General features: G+C 72.6%; 5 protein-coding genes and 2 pseudogenes. 4 read left to right on the plus strand and 3 right to left on the minus strand.

Features of this window, described 5'->3' with window-relative positions; all coding sequences use genetic code 11:
- A pseudogene (locus CCN42_RS25005) lies at positions 1–293 on the plus strand (penicillin acylase family protein); the annotation flags it as partial.
- A 50-nt stretch (positions 294–343) separates the two neighbouring features.
- Here CCN42_RS25005 and CCN42_RS25010 read toward each other — a convergent pair.
- Positions 344–1,618, minus strand: a complete 1,275-nt coding sequence (locus tag CCN42_RS25010; RefSeq protein ID WP_086738992.1) for an exo-beta-N-acetylmuramidase NamZ family protein — start codon at positions 1,616–1,618, stop codon at positions 344–346.
- 216 nt (positions 1,619–1,834) lie between these two features.
- Here CCN42_RS25010 and CCN42_RS25015 point away from each other — a divergent pair, with 216 nt between their 5' ends.
- From CCN42_RS25015 to CCN42_RS25025, 3 genes are read left to right on the plus strand one after another with little or no spacing between them, the layout of a single operon-like run.
- Positions 1,835–2,599, plus strand: a complete 765-nt coding sequence (locus tag CCN42_RS25015; RefSeq protein ID WP_086738990.1) for an SDR family oxidoreductase — start codon at positions 1,835–1,837, stop codon at positions 2,597–2,599.
- On the plus strand, positions 2,596–4,263 hold the full coding sequence (locus CCN42_RS25020) for a class I adenylate-forming enzyme family protein (protein WP_086738994.1): 1,668 nt from the start codon (positions 2,596–2,598) through the stop codon (positions 4,261–4,263). Before CCN42_RS25015 ends, CCN42_RS25020 begins: the two co-directional genes overlap by 4 nt.
- A gap of 26 nt (positions 4,264–4,289) precedes the next feature.
- Positions 4,290–4,883, plus strand: a complete 594-nt coding sequence (locus CCN42_RS25025) for a TetR/AcrR family transcriptional regulator (RefSeq protein WP_073942107.1) — start codon at positions 4,290–4,292, stop codon at positions 4,881–4,883.
- A gap of 58 nt (positions 4,884–4,941) precedes the next feature.
- Here CCN42_RS25025 and CCN42_RS25030 read toward each other — a convergent pair whose 3' ends face one another.
- Together CCN42_RS25030 and CCN42_RS25035 are read right to left on the minus strand one after the other, a co-directional pair.
- Complete coding sequence (locus CCN42_RS25030; protein ID WP_086173325.1) at positions 4,942–6,156, minus strand: acyl-CoA dehydrogenase family protein; 1,215 nt, start codon at positions 6,154–6,156, stop codon at positions 4,942–4,944.
- A gap of 5 nt (positions 6,157–6,161) precedes the next feature.
- A pseudogene (locus CCN42_RS25035) lies at positions 6,162–6,404 on the minus strand (phosphotransferase family protein); the annotation flags it as partial.

Consider the following 6,404-nt stretch of genomic DNA (forward strand, 5'->3'; position numbering starts at 1 on the left):
GTACCGGTCCGCGAGCGGTCCGCGCACCGGCTCGCCGAGGACCGCTCGCGGACCGGTACTGCGGCGGCGGCAGCCTCGCCGCCTGCCGGGACATCCTGACCGGCACCCTGAAGGAGGCGGCCGGCCGGACCGCCGCCCAGGTCTACCCCGGCGACGCGCACTGCGCGGCGGGCGACCAGTGGTGCGCCGACGCGATCGTTCACCGGGCCCTGGGCGGGATCGGCCACCGCACGGTCGGCTGGCAGAACCGGCCGACGTACCAGCAGGTCGTGGAGTTCACCTCGCACCGGTGAGCCGCTTCGGGGCGGCGGCGGGCCCGCGGACGCGGCCCGCCGCCGGCCCGTCAGTACAGCAAGTACTCCTCGCGGACCTCCCGGAAGGCCGCCAGCTCCGGCTGCCAGTCCGCGACCACGTCGTCCACGCCCGCCCCCGCGTCGATCAGCGTGCGGACCCGGGTGGAGCCGGTGAGCTTGTCGATCCAGTGGTCCGGCCGCCAGGCGAAGCCCGGCCAGCTGCGCTTGGCGGTCACCAGCAGCGCGATCCCCGTGCGGACCGGGTCGTAGACGGCCCGGTCGTGGACGTGGACCTGGACACCGCCGACCGTCTTCCCCTGGAACTTGGAGAAGGTGGGCGCGAAGTACGCCTCCCTGAAGTGCACGCCGGGAAGCCGGAGTTCGTTCACCGCGGCGGCCCAGCGGCCGTCCACGCCCTCGGCGCCCAGCAGTTCGAACGGGCGGGTCGTGCCCCGGCCCTCGGAGAGGTTGGTGCCCTCGAAGAGACACGTTCCCGCGTAGACGAGCGCGGTCTCGGGGGTCGGCATGTTCGGGCTCGGCGGCACCCACGGCAGCCCGGAGCCGTCGTGGAACGCCGACCGCTTCCAGCCGGTCATCCGTACGACGTCCAGCGCCACCGGCGTGGTCAGGAACTCCCCGTTGAACAGCCGGGCCAGCTCGCCCACGGTCATTCCGTGCGCCTGCGCGATCGGCTCCCGGCCGATGAACGTGGCGAACTCCTTGCGCAGGACCGGGCCGAGGGCCGCGCGGCCCGTGACCGGGTTCGGGCGGTCGAGGACGACGACGCGCTTGCCGGCGAGGCGGGCCGCCGCCATGCAGTCGTACAAGGTCCAGATGTACGTGTAGAAGCGGGCGCCGACGTCCTGGATGTCGAAGAGGACCGTGTCCACGCCGGAGGCGGTGAAGACGTCGGCGAGGGCCTGGCCGCTCTTCAGGTACGTGTCGTAGACGGGCAGGCCCGTCGCCGGGTCGTCGTGGCGGCCCTCCGAGCCGCCGGCCTGCGCGGTGCCGCGGAAGCCGTGCTCCGGGCCGAAGACGGCCCTGAGGTCCACGCGGTCGTCGGCGTGCATGACGTCGACGATGTGGCGGGCGTCCCGGGTGATGCCGGTGGGATTGGTGACGATGCCGACCCGCTCGCCGCGGAGGATGCCGTAGCCGTCCCCGGCGAGGCGTTCGAAGCCGGTGCGGAGGCGGCGCGTTCGCCGCGGGGCCGCGGTGGCGGGAGGCGCGGTCGCGGTGAGGGCCGCGGTGGCGGGAGGCGCGGTCGCGGTGAGGGCCGCGGTGGCGGCGGTGGTGGCCAGGAGGGTGCGTCTGGACAACGTCATGCGGTGACCTCCGGTGGTGGTGGAGTGCTCCCGCAGGGAGTGTGGCAGGGTGCGGGGCGGTTGGGGACCGGTCGCGCCCACCCGGCGGAGCCGCACGGGGGAACGGCCCCGCGCCCTTCTCCCGGGTGTCCGTTCCCCTTCCTTGAGACATACCGACCGGTTAGTCTGACGTCTCGCCGGGAGCAGAGCCGTATGGCGTCGCGTCGAAGGAGACCGATGGTGGAAGCCGTGCAGGGTGCGGGAGTGGTGGTCACCGGGGCCGGTGGCGGGATCGGGGCCGCGCTGGCCCGCAGGTTCGCCGCCGAGGGGGCTCGGGTCGTCGTGAACGACCTCGATGCCGACAAGGCCAAGGCCGTGGCCGAGGAGATCGGCGGGATCGCCGTGCCGGGCGACGCCTCCGCGATCGTCGACGAGGCGCGGGACGCGCTCGGCGGGACCGTCGACGTGTACTGCGCCAACGCCGGGGTGGCCTCCGGTGGTTCCGAGGCGGCCGGTGAGGACGTGTGGGCGCTCGCCTGGGACGTGAACGTCATGGCCCATGTACGGGCGGCGCACGCGCTGCTCCCCGGCTGGCTGGAGCGGGGCGGCGGGCGGTTCGTGTCCACCGTGTCGGCCGCCGGGCTGCTCACGATGATCGGAGCCGCCCCCTACAGCGTCACCAAGCACGGCGCCTACGCCTTCGCCGAGTGGCTGTCGCTGACGTACCGGCACCGGGGGATCAAGGTGCACGCCATCTGCCCGCAGGGCGTGCGCACCGACATGCTGACCGGGAGCGGCAGCGCGGGCGACCTGGTGCTGGCACCCACCGCCATCGAGCCGGAAGCGGTCGCGGACGCGCTGTTCGCCGGGATCGAGGAGGACCGGTTCCTGATCCTGCCGCACCCGGAGGTCGCCGGGTACTACCAGGCGCGGGCCGCCGACCCCGACCGCTGGCTGGGCAACATGAACCACCTCCAGCGGAAGTGGGAGGCGGCGCGGTGACCGGCTCCCGCTACGCGGCCAAGCCCTGGCTGGACCTCCTGGAGGAGGCCCAGAAGGCGCCCGTCAGCCCGGCGGACTCCCTGGTGCACGCGCTGCGGCGCGCGGTCGCCGAGGCTCCGGAGCGGACCTTTCTCGCCTACTTCGACGGGCGGCTGAGCTATCGCGAGGCGGACGAGCTGAGCGACTCGGTCGCCGGGCACCTCGCCGCCCGGGGACTGGAGCGCGGCGACCGGGTCGCCGTGCTGCTGCAGAACTCGCCGCACTTCGCGCTCGCCGTGCTGGGCGCCTGGAAGGCGGGCGCGGTGGTGGTGCCGGTGAACCCGATGTACAAGTCGGGTGAGGTGGCCCATGTGCTGCGGGACGGCGAGGTCGCGGCACTGATCTGCTCCGACCGGGCCTGGGAGGCGTATCTGCGCGACACGGCGCTCGACTCGCCGGTGCGGATCGCGCTCACCGCCTGCGAGCTGGACTTCCAGACCCGCGGCGACGACCGGGTGCTGGGGTTCGAGCGGCTGCCGCGGGCCGCCGACGCCGACGACCTGACCGCCGTGGCCCGCGCCGGGCACCGGGCGCCCGCGGGACGCGAGCCGGGGCCCGGTGACCTCGCACTGATCAGCTACACCTCCGGCACCAGCGGCACACCCAAGGGCGCCACCAACACGCACGGCAACATCATGCACAACGCCGAGCGGCAGCGGACGGGGCTCGGGCTGCCCGCGGCGCCGGTGTACTTCGCGCTGGCGCCGCTCTTCCACATCACCGGGATGGTCTGCGAGTTCGGCGCCTGCCTGAACAGCGCGGGCACCCTGGTGCTGGCCTACCGGTTCGAGGCGGGAGTGGTGCTCGACGCGTTCGCCGAGCACCGGCCGCACTACACGGTCGGCCCGTCCACCGCCTTCATGGCGCTGGCCGCGCACCCGAAGGTCACCCGGGACCACTTCGCGTCCTTCCGGGTGATCTCCTCCGGCGGCGCCCCGCTGCCGCCCGCCCTGGTGGAGAAGTTCCGGGCCGGCTTCGGGCCGTACATCCGCAACGGCTACGGGCTCACCGAGTGCACCGCGCCCTGTGCCTCCGTGCCGCCGCACCGGGAGGCGCCCGTCGACCCGGCCTCCGGGACGCTCGCGGTGGGCGTGCCCGGACCCGACACGGTGGTGCGGATCGTGGACGAGCTGGGCGAGGAGGTGCCGTTCGGGGAGCAGGGCGAGATCGTCGTACGGGGCCCGCAGGTGGTGCCCGGCTACTGGCGGCGGCCCGACGCCACCGCCGAGACCTTCCCCAACGGCGAGCTGCGCACCGGGGACATCGGGTTCATGGACGAGCGGGGCTGGCTGTACGTCGTCGACCGCAAGAAGGACATGATCAACGCGTCCGGCTTCAAGGTGTGGCCGCGCGAGGTCGAGGACGTCCTCTACACGCATCCGGCGGTGCGCGAGGCGGCCGTCGTAGGTGTGCCGGACGGGTACCGCGGGGAGACCGTCAAGGCCTATATCAGCCTCCGTCCGGACGCCGACACGGACCCGGACGAGCTGGCGGAGTACTGCAAGGAGAGACTGGCCGCCTACAAGTACCCGCGGCAGGTGGAGATCCTGCCGGACTTGCCGAAGACGGCGAGTGGGAAGATCCTCCGTCGGGAACTGCGTTCCCGCACGCGGGACAATCGGTAAGGCAACACGGAAAGGCAGGTGGCGCAGTGCCCAGGACGACGGACGGCGACGGGACTCCTGTGCCGCAGCGGCTGCTGGCCGCCGCCACCCGGCTCTTCGCCGAGCAGGGGTACGACCGCACGTCGGTGCAGGAGATCGTCGAGGCGGCCGGCGTCACCAAGGGGGCGCTGTACCACTACTTCGGCTCCAAGGACGACCTGCTGCACGAGGTGTACGCCCGGGTGCTGCGCCTCCAGCAGGAGCGTCTGGACACCTTCGCGGGCGCCGACGAGCCGGTGGAGAAGCGGGTGCGGGACGCGGCGGCGGACGTCGTGGTCACCACGATCGACAACCTGGACGACGCGTCCATCTTCTTCCGCTCGATGCACCATCTCAGCCCGGAGAAGAACAAGCAGGTGCGGGCCGAGCGGCGGCGCTACCACGAGCGGTTCCGCGCGCTGATCGAGGAGGGCCAGGAGGCGGGCGTCTTCTCCAAGGCGACCCCGGCGGACCTGGTGGTCGACTACCACTTCGGCTCCGTGCACCACCTGTCCACCTGGTACCGCCCCGACGGCCCGCTCACCCCGCAGCAGGTCGCCGACCACCTGGCGGACCTGCTGCTGCGCGCGCTGCGGCCGTAACGGCACGACGTGGGTCAAAGGGGCGGCTGCCATCGGCAGCCGCCCCTTTGACCGTGCCTCACGCGTACTTCTTCAGCTCCCGCCGGGCCAGCGACCGCTGGTGCACCTCGTCGGGGCCGTCGGCGATCATCAGGGTGCGGGCGCCGGCGTACAGCTCGGCCAGCGGGAAGTCCTGGCTGACACCGCCCGCGCCGTGCAGCTGGATCGCCTTGTCGATGATGTCGACCACCGCGCGCGGTGTGGCGATCTTGATGGCCTGGATCTCGGTGTGGGCGCCCCGGTTGCCGACGGTGTCCATCAGCCAGGCCGTCTTCAGGACCAGCAGCCGAAGCTGCTCGACCGTCACGCGCGCGTCGGCGATCCAGTTGTGGATCACGCCCTGCTGGGCCAGCGGCCTGCCGAAGGCCTCGCGGGACACGGCCCGCCGGCACATCAGCTCGATGGCCCGCTCGGCCATGCCGATCAGCCGCATGCAGTGGTGGATCCGGCCGGGGCCGAGCCGGGCCTGGGCGATGGCGAAGCCGCCGCCCTCCTCGCCGATCAGGTTCGTCACCGGCACGCGCGCGTGGTCGAAGACCACCTCGGCGTGGCCGCCGTGCCAGTGGTCCTCGTAGCCGAAGACCTGCATGGCGCGCCGCACGGTGACGCCCGGGGTGTCGCGGGGGACCAGGACCATGGACTGCTGGCGGCGGATGTCCGGCCCGTCCGGGTCGGTCTTGCCCATCACGATGAAGATCTTGCAGTCCGGGTTCATCGCCCCGGAGATGTACCACTTGCGGCCGGTGATGACGTACTCGTCGCCGTCCCGCTCGATGTGCGTGGTGATGTTGGTGGCGTCGGAGGAGGCCACCTCGGGCTCGGTCATCGCGAACGCCGAGCGGATCTCGCCCGCCAGCAGCGGCTCCAGCCACTGCTTCTTCTGGGCCTCGTCGCCGAACTGGGCGAGCACCTCCATGTTCCCGGTGTCGGGGGCGGCGCAGTTGGTCGCGGTCGGCGCGAGCTGCGGGGAGCGGCCGGTGATCTCGGCGAGCGGGGCGTACTGGAGGTTGGTGAGGCCGGCGCCGTGCTCGGCGTCGGGCAGGAAGAGGTTCCACAGCCCCTGCCGCTTGGCCTCCGCCTTAAGCTCCTCCACCACGGCCGGCGTCTCCCACGGCGAGGCGAGCCGCTCCCGCTGCTCGTGGGCGACCGCCTCGGCGGGGTGGACGTACTCGTCCATGAAGGCGAGCAGCCTGGCGCGCAGTTCCTCGGTGCGCGCGTCGAACGCGAAGTCCATGTCCGTCAGCCTTCCTGAAGAGTGGTCAGACCGTGCTGGATGAAGACCGGCACCAGGTCGCCGATGCGGTCGAAGCCGCGTCCGACCGTCTGGCCCAGCGTGTAGCGGTAGTGGATGCCCTCCAGGATCACGGCGAGCTTGAACCAGGCGAACGCCGTGTACCAGGAGACGTGGGAGACATCGCGTCCCGAGCGGGCGGCGTAGCGCTCGACCAGCTCGGCGGGGGCCGGGTGGCCGGGGGCCTGTCT

The organism is Streptomyces glaucescens (assembly GCF_002154375.1).
Classification (GTDB): domain Bacteria; phylum Actinomycetota; class Actinomycetes; order Streptomycetales; family Streptomycetaceae; genus Streptomyces; species Streptomyces glaucescens.